Origin of the sequence: Thalassobaculum sp. (assembly GCF_040219615.1) — a bacterium.
Lineage (GTDB): Bacteria > Pseudomonadota > Alphaproteobacteria > Thalassobaculales > Thalassobaculaceae > Thalassobaculum_A.
Genome location: NZ_JAVJSE010000009.1, coordinates 21,174 through 34,015, shown reverse-complemented (window position 1 = coordinate 34,015; position 12,842 = coordinate 21,174). Strand labels below are relative to the sequence as shown.

11 protein-coding genes are annotated in these 12,842 nt (G+C 69.6%); 7 read left to right on the top strand and 4 right to left on the bottom strand.

Translation table 11 applies throughout. The annotated features are described in order from the left end of the window. Positions 1–183: 183 nt before the first annotated feature. From RIC31_RS04265 to RIC31_RS04250, 4 genes are all read right to left on the bottom strand, one after another. Positions 184–318: a hypothetical protein gene (locus RIC31_RS04265; RefSeq protein WP_350103366.1), complete on the bottom strand. Its 135-nt coding sequence runs from the start codon at positions 316–318 to the stop codon at positions 184–186. Positions 319–544: 226 nt separating this feature from the next. Beyond that, positions 545–2,722, bottom strand: coding sequence for a malate synthase G (locus tag RIC31_RS04260; RefSeq protein ID WP_350103365.1), 2,178 nt, complete (start codon positions 2,720–2,722; stop codon positions 545–547). 158 nt (positions 2,723–2,880) lie between these two features. Beyond that, the gene (locus RIC31_RS04255) at positions 2,881–3,345 is read right to left on the bottom strand and encodes a hypothetical protein (RefSeq protein WP_350103364.1); all 465 of its coding nucleotides are present in this window, start codon (positions 3,343–3,345) and stop codon (positions 2,881–2,883) included. A 108-nt stretch (positions 3,346–3,453) separates the two neighbouring features. Further along, a complete protein-coding gene (locus tag RIC31_RS04250; RefSeq protein ID WP_350103363.1) occupies positions 3,454–4,056 on the bottom strand; it encodes a carboxymuconolactone decarboxylase family protein in 603 nt (200 codons plus the stop codon). A 200-nt stretch (positions 4,057–4,256) separates the two neighbouring features. Between RIC31_RS04250 and RIC31_RS04245 the strand changes: the two genes are divergently transcribed. From RIC31_RS04245 to RIC31_RS04215, 7 genes are all read left to right on the top strand, one after another. Continuing rightward, the gene (locus tag RIC31_RS04245) at positions 4,257–5,534 is read left to right on the top strand and encodes a sensor histidine kinase (RefSeq protein ID WP_350103362.1); all 1,278 of its coding nucleotides are present in this window, start codon (positions 4,257–4,259) and stop codon (positions 5,532–5,534) included. Positions 5,535–5,596: 62 nt separating this feature from the next. Continuing rightward, a complete protein-coding gene (locus RIC31_RS04240) occupies positions 5,597–6,490 on the top strand; it encodes a beta-keto acid cleavage family enzyme (protein ID WP_350103361.1) in 894 nt (297 codons plus the stop codon). A gap of 10 nt (positions 6,491–6,500) precedes the next feature. Continuing rightward, positions 6,501–7,496, top strand: coding sequence for an L-carnitine dehydrogenase (locus RIC31_RS04235; protein ID WP_350103360.1), 996 nt, complete (start codon positions 6,501–6,503; stop codon positions 7,494–7,496). A 185-nt stretch (positions 7,497–7,681) separates the two neighbouring features. Continuing rightward, the gene (locus RIC31_RS04230) at positions 7,682–9,268 is read left to right on the top strand and encodes an ABC transporter substrate-binding protein (protein WP_350103359.1); all 1,587 of its coding nucleotides are present in this window, start codon (positions 7,682–7,684) and stop codon (positions 9,266–9,268) included. A gap of 20 nt (positions 9,269–9,288) precedes the next feature. Then, positions 9,289–10,245 carry an ABC transporter permease gene (locus RIC31_RS04225; protein WP_350103358.1) on the top strand — a complete coding sequence of 319 codons (957 nt, stop codon included), beginning with the start codon at positions 9,289–9,291 and terminating at the stop codon, positions 10,243–10,245. A 4-nt stretch (positions 10,246–10,249) separates the two neighbouring features. Further along, the gene (locus RIC31_RS04220) at positions 10,250–11,089 is read left to right on the top strand and encodes an ABC transporter permease (protein WP_350103357.1); all 840 of its coding nucleotides are present in this window, start codon (positions 10,250–10,252) and stop codon (positions 11,087–11,089) included. Between the two features lie 5 nt (positions 11,090–11,094). Beyond that, entirely contained in the window at positions 11,095–12,774 is a 1,680-nt protein-coding gene (locus RIC31_RS04215; protein ID WP_350103356.1) for an ABC transporter ATP-binding protein, read from the top strand. The last annotated feature ends 68 nt before the right edge of the window (positions 12,775–12,842 follow it).

Below are 12,842 nucleotides of genomic sequence, written 5' to 3'. Positions count from 1 at the left end.
GGGTCGCTGCCCGGGCGCCGGTTCCGCCGGTGGGTTCCGGAGCCGGGCGCTGGCGCGCCCCCGCCGGAATGACGAGCGGCAAAGCGAGAGCTTCGGCGTGCACCGCCCTTCCGTCGTCGTCCCGGAGGACCTGCGCAAGCAGGTCGCTCCGGGATCCACGGGGCGGTGGTCCGCCGTCGGCTGCTAGTGGCGACCGCGCATGTAGTGGCGTTCCGGCCGATAGCCGACGTGCCGCAGCAGCGAGCGGAACTGGCTGCTCAGCCGGCGCAGCAGGACGCCCAGGGAGTCTTGACCGAGTACCTCGTTGATCCGTGCCATCGTCTCTTCCTCGAACCCGTCGAGTCCTCCCTCGCCCATGCAAATGGTGCGCCGAATTTCTTAATGAACGGAAAACACGCCGGAAATTTGTTCGGGACCGGGCGAAAATCGCCAGCAGGCGACCGCCGCGCCGAATTTCGACGCTAGCCGGCCGGCAAGACCTGCCGCGGCCGCAACGGTCACCGACGGTGTCAAGGCCCCTCCCCCTGGAGGGAGGGGCCCCGGATCAACCGCCGAACCTGGCCTTCGCCTCGATGCGGCGGCGGTGCAGCACCGGCTCGGTGTAGCCGCTCGGCTGCTCGCGGCCCTTGAACACCAGGTCGCAGGCCGCCTGGAAGGCGACGCTGTCGTCGAAGCCCGGGGCCATCGGCCGGTAGGCGGGGTCGCCGGCGTTCTGCTTGTCGACCACTGCGGCCATGCGCTTCATGGTCTCGGCCACCTGGGCCTCGGTGCAGATCCCGTGGTGCAGCCAGTTGGCGATGTGCTGGCTGGAGATCCGCAGGGTGGCGCGGTCCTCCATCAGGCCGACGTCGTTGATGTCCGGCACCTTCGAGCAGCCCACGCCCTGGTCGACCCAGCGCACCACGTAGCCGAGGATGCCCTGGGCGTTGTTGTCGAGCTCGGCCTGGATGTCGGCCGGCGTCCAGTTCGGGCGCTCGGCGACCGGGATCGTCAGGATGTCGTCCAGCTTGGCGCGGCCGCGGCTGCGCAGTTCCTGCTGGCGGGTCGCCACGTCGACCTCGTGGTAGTGGGTGGCGTGCAGGGTGGCGGCGGTCGGCGACGGCACCCAGGCGGTGCTGGCGCCGGCCTTCGGGTGCCCGATCTTCTGCTCCAGCATGGCGGCCATCAGGTCCGGCATGGCCCACATGCCCTTGCCGATCTGCGCCTTGCCGGTCAGCCCGCACTCCAGGCCGATGTCGACGTTCCAGGCCTCGTAGGCCTGGATCCAGGCCGAGGCCTTCATGTCGGCCTTGCGGATCATCGGCCCGGCCTCCATCGAGGTGTGCATCTCGTCGCCGGTGCGGTCGAGGAAGCCGGTGTTGATGAACACCACCCGCTCCCGGGCGGCCCGGATGCACTCCTTGAGGTTGACGGTGGTCCGCCGCTCCTCGTCCATGATGCCCATCTTGAGGGTGTTGCGGGCGACCCCGATGGCGTCCTCGACGCGGGCGAACAGCTCGTCGGCGAAGGCGACTTCCTTCGGCCCGTGCATTTTCGGCTTCACGATGTAGACCGAGCCGGCGCGCGAGTTGCGCAGCGGGCCGTTGCCGAGCAGGTCGTGCTTGGCGATCACCGAGGTGAACAGCGCGTCCAGGATGCCCTCGGGCACCTCCTTGCCGTCGCTGTCGAGGATCGCGTCGATGGTCATCAGGTGGCCGACGTTGCGCACCAGCATCAGCGACCGGCCGTGCACGGTCAGTTTCGAGCCGTCCGGCGCGGTGTAGCTGCGGTCCGGGTTCAGCCGGCGCTCGACGGTCTGGCCGCCCTTCTGGAAGCTCTCGGACAGGTCGCCCTTCATCAGGCCGAGCCAGTTCCGGTAGACCAGCACCTTGTCCTCGGCGTCGACCGCGGCGACCGAGTCCTCGCAGTCCATGATGGTGGTGATCGCCGACTCCAGGATCAGGTCGGCGACGCCGGCCGGGTCGGTCCTGCCGGTCGGGCGGCTGCGGTCGATCACGATCTCGGCGTGCAGGCCGTGGTTCCTCAGCAGTACCGAACTCGGCGCGTCGGCCGGGCCGTTGAAGCCGACGAAGCGCTCCGGGTCGGCGAGCCCGGTGACGCTGCCGTCCTTCAGGGTGACGGCGAGCTTGCCGTCCGTCACCGCATAGCCGGCGCTGTCGGCGTGGCTGCCCTTGGCCAGCGGCGCCGCCTTGTCCAGGAAGGCCCGCGCCCAGGCGATCACCTTGGCGCCGCGCGCCGGGTTGTAGCCGCCGCTGCGCCCGGCGCCGCCGTCGTCGGCGATGGCATCGGTGCCGTACAGCGCGTCGTACAGGCTGCCCCAGCGGGCGTTGGCGGCGTTCAGCGCATAGCGCGCGTTCATCACCGGCACCACCAGCTGCGGGCCGGCGATGGTTGCGATCTCGGCGTCGACGTTCGAGGTGCCGACCTGAAAGGCCGGTCCTTCCTCGACCAGATAGCCGATCTGCTTCAGGAACGCCTTGTAGGCCTCGAGGTCGAGCAGGGCGCCGCGGCGCTGCCTGTGCCAGTCGTCGATCTTGGCCTGCAGCGCGTCGCGCTCGGCCAGCAGGGCGGCGTTCTTCGGGGCGAGATCATGGACGATGGCGGCGGCGGCGGCCCAGAAATCCTCGGCCGATACCCCGGTGCCGGGCAGGGCCTCGGCGTTGGCGAAATCGTAAAGCGACTTCGCGATCTGCAGTCCACCAACCTCGACCCGTTCCACCATGCTGCGCGCTCCTTCGGTTCTGCCGGTTCCGGCGTGCGGCTATGAAACAGAACGTCGGATGCGCATCAAGCAAATTTGTGCACTGCACAAACAAAGATTTCGTTCCCGGCCGGAAACGGTGCCGAAAATTGCCGGGTTCGCGCGATCCGAGACGCAGTTCATTGCGGCGGGTCGGCGGTCGTCGGGCGGATCGCCGCTGCGGTCACCGCCCAGAGCGCCGCGAAGGTGACGATGGCGTTGACGGCGTGGCCGTACTCCCAATGCGCCCGCAGCGCCTTCCAGTTCGCCGGGACGCTCGTCCAGTTGCCGGTCGCCTGGTTGGCCGGGAACACCCAGACGAAGAAGATCGCCAGGCTCGAGGCGATCAGGAGGCCGCCGAGCAAGGCAAGGCCGCCGGCCCGGCGGTCGCGGCGCAGCGAGACCGCGAGGGCGATGTCCGCGGTCAGCGCCGCGATCAGGACCGCGCCGAGCAGTGCCCAGCCGCGATAGACCGCCTGCACGGTGACGTAGTCCGCCTGCGCCAGCGCCAGCTTGTTCGGCATCTCCAGCAGGTGTGCCGCACTCGGCACCATCGCGAGGGCGGTCAGGAGCACGGCGACGATGCGCAGGGTCGGGCTGTTCATGGCCATCCCTCGGGTTGCGTGTCCGGCACCGCAGCAGGAGGCTCGCGGTGCCCGGTCCGACAATCCTGGAATGGCCGGCCGACGGTCGGGTTCCGTGGCCGGGGCCGCCTATTCGGCGGCGTCGGCGTGGTCGTGCTGCGGCAGGCTGGCGGCGGTAAAGCCGCGCGACAGCATGTCCTCCATCACGCCGTCCTCCATCTCGATCTGCAGCACGTCGTTGAAACGGTTGAAGAACCCGCAGAGCGCGGTGCGCAGGGTCAGCTCGACGATCTGCTCCTCGGTGAAATGCCGGCGCAGCTCGGTGAACAGGGCGTCGCGAACCCGCTGCGGGTTGTCGGTCACCTGGACGGCGTAGTCGCGCACCAGATGGTCGACCGCGTCGAAGCCCGGCACGGTCTCGTCCAGGATGCGGTCGACCGACTCCGGCGCGACCCCGAGGTCGACCAATCGCGGCGCGTGATGGCCGACGCAGTAGGTGCATTCCATCAGCTTGGAGACCACCACCAGCGCGATCTCCAGATAGCGCTTCGGCAGCACCGCCTCGTCGGCGAAGGCCAGCAGCATTCCCATCAGGTGCTTCAGCGCCGGCGGCCGGTGGGCGAACACCTTCACCTGGTTGAGGAACGGACCGTAGTCGGTCGCGAACCGCTCGTAGACCGGGCGGACGTCGGCCGGCACCTCGTCGATGGATATGTCGCGGACCCGGGCCATGCTGCTGCTCCTGCGCTGATGGAATGCCGCCGGCGGACGCCAGCGACGATGGCTGTGCGGCCGATCTTAGCGTCCGGAGCGACCGGCGGTCCCTCGAATTGGGAACCACAACCGACGCGATCGTGAAATCGAGCAATTTAGCAATATGCATGATACCCTCGAAGTACACGAGAAACGTGCGCGCCGCAGGGAGAAGGCCCATGGCAGCGATCGACCGGCTGTTCACGGCACAGGACTTGACCCCGCACGGCTTCTGCCTGCTCTGGGATCCGGGCCTGATCTGGCTGCACTTCGTCGCGGACTCGGCGATCGCACTCGCCTATCTGGCGATCCCCGCGGCCCTGGCGGTCGTCGGACAGCGGCGTCCCGACCTCAACCCGTTCGGCGTGCTCTACTGGTTCGCGGCCTTCATCATCCTGTGCGCGGCGACCCACGTGATCGGGATCGTCACGCTGTGGCAGCCCTGGTATCTGCTGGCCGGCGCGATCAAGCTCGCCTGCGCCATTGTCTCGATCGTGACGGCGGCGCTGGTCTGGCGGATCCTGCGTTTCGTGCTGGCGGCGCCGAGCCGGTCCGAAATGCTGGCCGCCAACCAGGAGCTGCGGCATCTGAACGAGGTGCTCGAGGAGCGGGTGGCCGACCGCACCGCCGAGCTGACGTCCGTCAACGAGCGGCTGGTGGCGGCGGTCTACGCGGCCAGCCAGGCCGACCGCATCAAGGTCGACTTCCTGGCCCGGATGAGCCACGAGCTGCGGACGCCGCTGAACGCCATCATCGGGTTCTGCGAGATGCTGCTGGCCGGGATCGGCGGCGAGCTGCGTGACCGGCACCGCGGGTATTGCGAGAGCATCCATGCCGCCTCGAAGCAGCTGCTCGAGCAGATCAACACCGTCCTGGACCTGGGGCGCAACGGTCACGAGGCCGCCGCGGCGGCGCCGCGCCTGAACGAGCTTGCCGCTCTCTGCGAGGACGCGGCGGGCAGGCTGCGGACGGCGTCGCAGAGCGCAGGTGTCGCCGTCGCGGTCGAGGTGCCGCCGAACCTCGGCGTCTGGGCCGACGCGCAGGCCCTGAGCACGATCCTGGGCAACCTGATCTCCAATGCGATCAAGTATTCCCCGCGCGGGACCCGGGTGGTGGTCCAGGGCGATGCCGGCGCCGACGGCGTGACCGTCCGGGTCTCCGACCGGGGCCTCGGGGTCGACGCCGAGGACGTGCCGCGCCTGTTCGAGCCGTTCTTCCGGGCCCACGAACGGACCCTGCCGGCGGTCGGCGGCTCGGGGCTGGGGCTGACGATGGTCAAGCTGCTGGTCGACGCCCACGGCGGCCGCATCGATTTCCACAGCCGTCGGAACGCGGGCACCACGGTGTCGGTCTGGTTGCCGGGCGAACCCGGCGGTCGGGTCGGCGCGGTGCCGGGTGTTCTCGGTCCGTCGGAGACCGACGGATTTGCGAGCGGTCCGATTCCCGCGCAGCCTTAAGCTCGCGGCTCGGCGGTGCCGGGACGCGGCCGAGCCGACAGCCATAGAGCGGGAGCCGACCGATGAATTTCGAACCCTTCGTCACCTGCGCCGTCACCGGTGCGGGCGACACCGCCGGCAAGCATCCGGAGCTGCCGGTCACGCCGGCCCAGATCGCCGCCGCCGCGGTCGAGGCGGCGCGGGCCGGCGCGGCGGTCGCCCATATCCACGTGCGCGAGCCGGAGACCGGCAAGGGCAGCCGGCGCGACGAGCTGTACCGCGAGGTGGTCGAGCGGGTCCGCGACTCCGGCGTCGACGTGGTGCTCAACCTGACCGCCGGCATGGGCGGCGACCTCGGCTTCGGGCCGGGCGAGACGCCGCTGGAACTCGACGGCGAGACCACCGACATGGTCGGGCCGATGGCGCGGCTGTCGCATATCGAGGCGCTGCGGCCGGAGATCTGCACCCTGGACTGCGGCTCGATGAACTTCGGCGACGGCAACTTCATCGTCGTCAACACCCCGGACATGCTGCGGGCCAAGGCGCGGCGGATCATGGAGCTGGGGGTGAAGCCCGAGCTCGAGGTGTTCGACACCGGCCATCTCTGGTTCGTCGAGAAGCTGGTCGAGGAGGGGCTGATCGAGGGCACGCCGCTGATCCAGCTCTGCACCGGCATCCCCTATGGCGCGCCGTCCGACCTCGGGACCCTGCTGGCGATGGTCCACAAGCTGCCGAAGGGCTCGGTCTGGAGCTCGTTCGGGATCAGCCGGATGCAGCTGCCCTGGGTGGCGGCGGCGGCGCTCGCCGGCGGCAACATCCGGGTCGGCCTGGAGGACAACCTGTATCTCGGGCGCGGCGTGCTGGCGTCCAACGGCCAGCTGGTCGAGCGGGCGCTGCAGGTCCTGACGGGCATGGGCGCGAGGCCGCTCGGGCCGGCCGAGGTGCGCGCCAGGCTCGGCCTGCGCGCGCCGGCCTGAGGAGGCGGCGATGCGCAGCGAAATCCGCCGGGTCGCCCTGCTGGGCGCCGGGGTGATCGGCGCCGGCTGGGCCGCCCGGCTGGTCGAGAACGGCATCGACGTGGCGATCGCCGACCCGGACCCGGAGGTCCGCCGCAAGACCGAGGCGGTACTCGGCAACGCCGAGCGGGCGATGCGGGGGCTGTTCCCGGAGCCGCCGGCCCGGCGCGGCAGCGTCACCTACGCCGCCTCGGTGGAGGCCGCCGTCGAGGGTGCCGATTTCGTCCAGGAGAGCGCGCCCGAGCGCGAGGACCTGAAGCGGGCGCTGCTGGCCCGTGCCGATGCCGTCGCACCGCCCGACGTGATCCTGGGGACCAGCACCTCCGGCCTGCTGCCGAGCCGGCTGCAGGCGGACTGCGCCCACCCCGGGCGCGTGGTGGTGGGGCACCCGTTCAACCCGGTCTACCTGCTGCCGCTGGTCGAGGTCTGCGGCGGTTCCGCGACCGCGCCGGAGACGATCGAGGCGGCGACGGCGTTCTACGCCTCGCTCGGCATGCACCCGCTGCACGTCCGCACCGAGATCGACGGCTTCATCGCCGACCGGCTGCTGGAGGCGCTGTGGCGCGAGGCCCTGCACCTGGTCAACGACGGGGTCGCCACCACCGACGAGATCGACCGGGCGGTGCATTACGGCGCCGGCCTGCGCTGGGCGTTCATGGGGACCTTCGGGATCTACCGGCTGGCCGGCGGCGAGGCCGGGATGCGGCATTTCATGGCGCAGTTCGGGCCGGCGCTGAAGCTGCCCTGGACCAAGCTCGAGGCGCCGGAACTGACCGACGCGCTGATCGACCGGGTGTCGGAACAGGCCGAGGAACAGGCCGCGGGCCGGTCGGTCCGCGACATGGAGCGCAGCCGCGACGACGCCCTGGTGGCGATCCTGCAGGCGCTCGAGGGCCAGGGCATCGGGGCCGGAATCGAGCTGGCGCGATGGCGTGCGAATCGGCGGTCCGCGTCGGAATCCGGCTGATACCGGTCGCCGGCGCGGCACCCGCGGTAGCCGAGGGCGGTTGAACCTTCTCGCCAGGGTGCTACGATTTCGAACCAAACATCGAAAAACGGACAGACGCCGGCGCAACGCCGTGCGGACCGGCCCGTGCATCAAAAAAAGGCCGGGGGCATGGATCTCCGGCCATCGCAACAGGAGATTCGGGGATGACGACACACGACGAGATGGCGCGACTGCTGGCGATGGGGCGCATCGGTCGGCGCGATCTGATCAAGGGGGCGGCGGCGCTCGGTGCCGTCGGCGCGGCGGAGCGCGTGCTCGGCCGGTCGGCCATGGCTGCGACCCCGAACAAGGGCGGCGCGCTCAAGGTCGCGATCGGGGCGGGCTCGACCACCGACACCCTGGACCCGGCGACCTTCACCGACAGCTACATGCAGTCGGTCGGCTTCGGCGGCATGCGCAACTGCCTGACCGAGATCGACAACACCGGCAAGCTGGTCGGCGAACTGGCCGAGAGCTGGGACGCCTCGCCGGACGCCAAGACCTGGACCTTCAAGATCCGCAAGGGCGTGACCTTCCACAACGGCAAGTCGCTGACCGCCGAGGACGTGATCGACTCGATCAACCACCATCGCGGCGAGGACTCGAAGTCCCCGGCCAAGCCGCTGCTGGCGCCGATCACCTCGCTCAAGGCCGACGGCGACAACGTGGTGCTGACCCTCGAGGCCGGCAACGCCGACCTGCCGTACCTGCTGAGCGACTACCACATCGGCATCATGCCCTCGAGCGGCGACGGCAAGGTCGACTGGAAGTCGGGGGCCGGTACCGGCGGCTACATCATCAAGGCGTTCGAGCCGGGCGTCCGGTCCTTCCTGGAGCGCAATCCGAACTACTGGAAGCAGGGGCGGGCGCATTTCGACAGCGTCGAGATTCTGTCGATCATCGACGTGGCGGCGCGGACCAACGCGCTGACCACCGGCGAGGTCCACCTGATGGACCGCTGCGACCTGAAGACCGTGCATCTGCTGAAGCGCAACCGCGACGTCGAGATCTACGACGTCACCGGCACCCAGCACTACACCTTCCCGATGCTCACCAACCAGGCGCCGTTCGACAACAACGACCTCCGGCTGGCCCTGAAATACTCGGTCAACCGCGAGGAGATGGTGCAGAAGATCCTGCGCGGGCACGGCAAGGTCGGCAACGACACGCCGATCGCGCCGGCCACCAGCTTCTATGCCGAGCTGGAGCAGCGCGCCTACGACCCGGACAAGGCGAAGTTCCACCTGAAGAAGGCCGGGGCCGAGGGGCTGACGATCGACCTGTCGGCGGCCGACGCCGCCTTCGCCGGCGCGGTCGACGCCGCCGTGCTCTACAAGGAGCACGCGGCCAAGGCCGGGATCACCGTCAACGTGATCCGCGAGCCGAACGACGGCTACTGGTCGAACGTCTGGATGAAGAAGGGCTGGTCGGCCTGCTACTGGGGCGGCCGCCCGACCGCCGACTGGATGTTCTCGACCGCCTACGAGGCCGGCGTCGCCTGGAACGACACCTACTGGGAGCACGAGAAGTTCAACAAGCTCCTGGTCGCCGCCCGGGTCGAGCTGGACGAGGCCAAGCGCACCGACATGTATCGCGAGATGCAGACGATCGTGCGCGACGAGGGCGGCGTGGTGGTCCCGATGTTCGCCAACTACGTCGGCGCGTCGTCGACCAAGCTGGCGCACGACAAGCTCGCCGGCAACTGGGACATGGACGGCCACAAGGCGGTCGAGCGCTGGTGGTTCGCCTGACCTAGGCGGGGGACGAGGGGGTGGGGGCGATCCTGTCCATGGTGGCCCAGCGCCTGGCGCTGGGCCTCCTGACCCTGTTCGTGGTGTCGCTGATCATCTTCCTCTCGGTGGAGATGCTGCCGGGCGACATCACCCAGGCAATCCTCGGGCAGGGCGCGACCCCCGAGACCGTGGCGGCGTTCCGGCGCGAGCTCGGCCTCGACGTCCCCGCCCATCTCCGCTACATCGCCTGGCTCGGCGACATCGTGCAGGGCGACCTGGGGCGGTCGCTGGCCAGCAAGCGCGAGATCACCGAGCTGATCGCCGTCAGGCTGTGGAACACCCTGTTCCTGGCCGGCCTGGCGGCGGCGATCGCGGTGCCGCTGGCGGTTGCGCTCGGTATCCTGGCGGCGCTGTTCCGCAACGGCTGGTTCGACCGCGGCATCAACCTGGTGACGCTGTCGTCGATCTCGTTTCCCGAGTTCTTCATCGCCTACGCGCTGATCTTCCTGTTCGCGGTGCAGTGGGGCTGGTTCCCGTCGATCGTGAACGTGACGCCGGACACGCCGTTCTGGGAGCGGGTCTACCGCTGCATCCTGCCGGCGGTCACCCTGACCCTGGTGACCACCGCGCACATGATGCGGATGACCCGGGCGGCGATCATCAACCTGATGGCCAGCCCGTATATCGAGATGGCGCGGCTCAAGGGGCTGACCCGGTCGCGGATCATCCTGATGCACGCGCTGCCGAACGCCCTGTCGCCGATCATCAACGTGATCGCCATCAACCTCGCCTACCTGGTGGTCGGCGTGGTGCTGGTCGAGGTGGTGTTCGTCTATCCGGGCCTGGGGCAGCTGATGGTCGACTCGGTGTCCAAGCGCGACATCCCGGTGGTCCAGGCCGCCTGCCTGATCTTCGCCTGCACCTACATCCTGCTGAACCTGCTGGCCGACATCCTGTCGATCATCAGCAACCCGCGGCTGCTGCATCCGAGGTGAAGAGATGACAGCCGTGGCCCAATCCTCGCTCCGCCTGCTGCGCCGCAGCCCGTGGAGCGCCCGCTTCGGGATGGTGGTGATCCTCGCCTACGCGGTGACCGCCATCTTCGCGCCCCTGATCGCGCCCTACGGCGAGACCGAGATCGTCGGCATCGAGTACGAGCCCTGGAGCGAGGTGTACCCGCTGGGCACCGACAACCTCGGCCGCGACATGCTGAGCCGGATGATCTTCGGCGCCCAGAACACCGTCGGCGTGGCGTTCGCGACGACCGTGCTGGCCTTCCTGATCGGCAGCGTGGCCGGGCTGACCGCGGCGACCCTGCGCGGCTGGACCGACCAGGGGCTGAGCCGGCTGGTCGACGTGATGATGGCGATCCCGCCGCTGGTGTTCGCGCTGCTGATCCTGACCATCGTCGGCACCACCATGCTGAACATGATCCTGGTGATCGCGGTGCTGGACTCCACGCGGGTGTTCCGGCTGACCCGCGCGGTCGCCATGAACGTCGTGGTCATGGACTTCGTCGAGGCCGCCCGGCTGCGCGGCGAGGGCCTGTGGTGGATCATGCGCCACGAGATCCTGCCGAACATCATGGCGCCGCTGGCGGCCGAGTTCGGGCTGCGCTTCTGCTTCGTGTTCCTGACGATCAGCGCGCTCAGCTTCCTCGGCCTCGGGCTGCAGCCGCCGACCGCCGACTGGGGCAGCATGGTGCGCGACAACGCCACCCTGATCTCCTACGGCGACATCACCCCGGTGATCCCGGCGGCGGCGATCGCGCTGCTGACGGTCGGGGTGAATTTCGTCGTCGACTGGTTCCTGCACGAGACCAGCGGGCTGAAGGAGTGACCGATTTGAGCGCTCAGAACGAGCCCGATACCGGGGGCGACGACCTGCTGCTGCGGATCCGCGGCCTGAAGATCGAGGGCCGCACCGAGGAGGGCTGGAGCGAGATCGTCCACGGCGTCGACCTGGACCTCAGGCGCGGCGAGGTGCTGGGGCTGATCGGCGAGTCCGGGGCCGGCAAGTCGACCATCGGCCTGGCGGCGATGGGGTTCGCGCGCGACGGCTGCCGGCTGTCGGCCGGCACCATCGAGTTCGACGGCCGCGAGCTGCGGGCCGCGCCGGAGACCGCCAGGCGCAAGCTGCGCGGCAACCGCATCGCCTATGTGGCGCAGAGTGCCGCCGCCGCCTTCAACCCGGCGCACCGGCTGATGGACCAGTACTGCGAGGGCCCGGTCCAGCACGGCGTGATGGGGCGCGCCGAGGCCGAGAGCGACGCCATCCAGCTGTTCGAGCGGATCCGGCTGCCGGACCCCGAGACCATCGGCTTCCGCTATCCGCACCAGGTGTCGGGCGGCCAGCTGCAGCGTGCCATGACGGCGATGGCGATGGCCTGCCGGCCCGACCTGATCGTGTTCGACGAGCCGACCACCGCGCTCGACGTCACCACCCAGATCGAGGTGCTGGCGGCGATCCGCGACGCCGTGCAGCAGTTCGGCACCGCCGCCATCTACATCACCCACGACCTGGCGGTGGTGGCGCAGATGGCCGACCGCATCATGGTGCTGCGCCACGGCCTGCTGGTCGAGGAGGGCGACACCCGCAGCCTGCTGTCGGATCCGCAGGAGGACTACACCCGCGAGCTGCTGCAGATCCGCGAGTTCCAGGTCGACGAGCGCCGGCGCCCGGCCGACGCCGCCCCGGTGCTGGAGATGCGCGGCGTCACCGCCGGCTACGGCGCCGCCACCATCCTGCACGACGTGTCGTTCCAGATTCACAAGAAGCGCACGGTGGCGGTGGTCGGCGAGTCCGGGTCCGGCAAGTCGACCGCGGCCCGGGTGATCACCGGCCTGCTGCCGCCGACCGCCGGCGAGGTGCTGTACAACGGCGAGGCCCTGCCGCCGCGCTTCGACCGCCGGACCAAGGACCAGCTGCGCCGGCTGCAGATGATCTACCAGATGGCCGACACCGCGCTGAACCCGAAGCAGCGGGTGCGCGACGTGATCGGCCGGCCGCTGGAGTTCTATCTCGGCCTGACCGGGGCGCAGAAGCGCGAGCGGGTGCGCGCCCTGCTGGAGATGATCGAGCTGGAGCCCGACACCTTCATCGACCGGCTGCCGGGCGAGCTGTCGGGCGGCCAGAAGCAGCGCATCTGCATCGCCCGGGCGCTGGCCGCCGAGCCCGAGGTGATCCTGTGCGACGAGGTGACCTCGGCCCTCGACCCGCTGGTCGCCGAGGGCATCCTCAAGCTGCTCGACCGCCTGCAGGACGAGTTCGACCTCAGCTACATGTTCATCACCCACGACCTGGCGACCGTGCGGGCGATCGCCGACGAGGTGGTGGTGATGCACCGCGGCAAGGTGGTGGAAAGCGGCCCGAAGTCCGAGATGTTCACCCCGCCGCACCACGACTACACCGACCTGCTGCTGTCCTCGGTGCCGGAGATGGACCCGGACTGGCTCGACAGGCTGCTGGCCGAGCGCGCCGAGCTGGCGAGGCAGGGCCGGGTGCTGAAGGCGGCGGATAATTGAGGGGTGGGCGATTGGAGCCGGGAGGGGATTCGGTCTGGCGATACGGCGCGACCACTCCAGCCCGTACG

Bases quoted from the DNA above. Each gene is read 5' to 3' on its own strand.
- RIC31_RS04265 (WP_350103366.1), bottom strand. From the start codon at position 318: ATGGCACGGATCAACGAGGTACTCGGTCAAGACTCCCTGGGCGTCCTG.
- RIC31_RS04260 (WP_350103365.1), bottom strand. From the start codon at position 2,722: ATGGTGGAACGGGTCGAGGTTGGTGGACTGCAGATCGCGAAGTCGCTT.
- RIC31_RS04255 (WP_350103364.1), bottom strand. From the start codon at position 3,345: ATGAACAGCCCGACCCTGCGCATCGTCGCCGTGCTCCTGACCGCCCTC.
- RIC31_RS04250 (WP_350103363.1), bottom strand. From the start codon at position 4,056: ATGGCCCGGGTCCGCGACATATCCATCGACGAGGTGCCGGCCGACGTC.
- RIC31_RS04245 (WP_350103362.1), top strand. From the start codon at position 4,257: ATGGCAGCGATCGACCGGCTGTTCACGGCACAGGACTTGACCCCGCAC.
- RIC31_RS04240 (WP_350103361.1), top strand. From the start codon at position 5,597: ATGAATTTCGAACCCTTCGTCACCTGCGCCGTCACCGGTGCGGGCGAC.
- RIC31_RS04235 (WP_350103360.1), top strand. From the start codon at position 6,501: ATGCGCAGCGAAATCCGCCGGGTCGCCCTGCTGGGCGCCGGGGTGATC.
- RIC31_RS04230 (WP_350103359.1), top strand. From the start codon at position 7,682: ATGACGACACACGACGAGATGGCGCGACTGCTGGCGATGGGGCGCATC.
- RIC31_RS04220 (WP_350103357.1), top strand. From the start codon at position 10,250: ATGACAGCCGTGGCCCAATCCTCGCTCCGCCTGCTGCGCCGCAGCCCG.